2 protein-coding genes are annotated in these 1,046 nt (G+C 34.6%); both read right to left on the reverse strand.

The window, feature by feature from the left end; translation table 11 throughout:
* A partial coding sequence (locus AACL61_RS07145; RefSeq protein WP_339111180.1) for an RNA-guided endonuclease TnpB family protein occupies positions 1-575 on the reverse strand: 575 nt, incomplete at its 3' end.
* Positions 575-973, reverse strand: a complete 399-nt coding sequence (tnpA, locus tag AACL61_RS07150) for an IS200/IS605 family transposase (protein ID WP_041816984.1) — start codon at positions 971-973, stop codon at positions 575-577. The genes AACL61_RS07145 and tnpA, both read right to left, overlap by 1 nt.
* Positions 974-1,046: the final 73 nt, after the last annotated feature.

A 1,046-nucleotide genomic window follows, 5' to 3' on the forward strand; every position in this document is an offset into this window, starting at 1 on the left:
TTAAGTAATGACTTAAGTCCTAAATCGCCACCAATATATTTACTTGTTTTAGGAAGAGTTTGGTTTTCGCTTTCCACTAAAACAGTAATGTAATATTGACCAGCAACGTTCAGACGAACAGTGACATTCTTAATTTTACCCATTGGCAATCGACCAGCTCTAAAATAGACGATACCGAGTTTTGGTAACTTTATATGATGGCAATCTAAAACTTTAATATTGCCATTAACGTACTTTGAATTGTAGCTCTGAGAATATTTTCTGGATTTAAATCGAGGGAACTTATTTTGACCTTTAAAAAAGCGTTGAAAAGCATCGGCTAAATTGCGATTAGCACTTTGCAAAGCAGTTGATTCTGCTTGTTTCAACCAAGGATACTCAACCTTAAGTTGTTTCAACAGATTATTCATCCCAAAGGCATTCACAAATTTAGCTTCCGGATTATTCTTGCGCCGTTCAATTTGCATATTAAGCATTTGATTCCATACAAAACGAACACAACCGAAGGTTTGCCAGAGCTGATTTCGTTGTGCTGAATTTGGATAGATGCGCATTTTAACGGCTTTTAGAACCATTATTTTCTCCCTTGACTTTCAATATATCGTTTTACAACTTCTAAAGGCGCTCCACCAGTGCTAATTAAGCAATAGCTTTGTGTCCAAAAGGCTGATTTCCAAAGATATTGCTTGATTTCTGGAAATTGTTTTTTGACCATTCTGGAGCTAGACGATTTGTAAGCATTTAAAAATTTAGCCATTTCCGTATGAGGCGTTGCTCTAAACAAAACATGTACGTGGTCCTGATCATGATTCCATTCTTGCAAATTAATGCCGTATGCTTGTCCCACAACTACAAAACGATGTTTAAGATATTCAGATATTTCATCGTTAATTACTTTTCGACGATACTTAACCACCATTACCAAATGGTAATTAAGTAAGTATACTGAATGCTGATTTCTATCTAATTCTATTGTTATCACCACATTCTATAGATATATATACTAAATATATCATAGAACAAAAGAAAAAGCACTAACGTGCTTT

This window comes from Limosilactobacillus reuteri subsp. porcinus (assembly GCF_036621895.1).
In the GTDB taxonomy this organism is placed as follows: Bacteria; Bacillota; Bacilli; order Lactobacillales; family Lactobacillaceae; genus Limosilactobacillus; species Limosilactobacillus reuteri_J.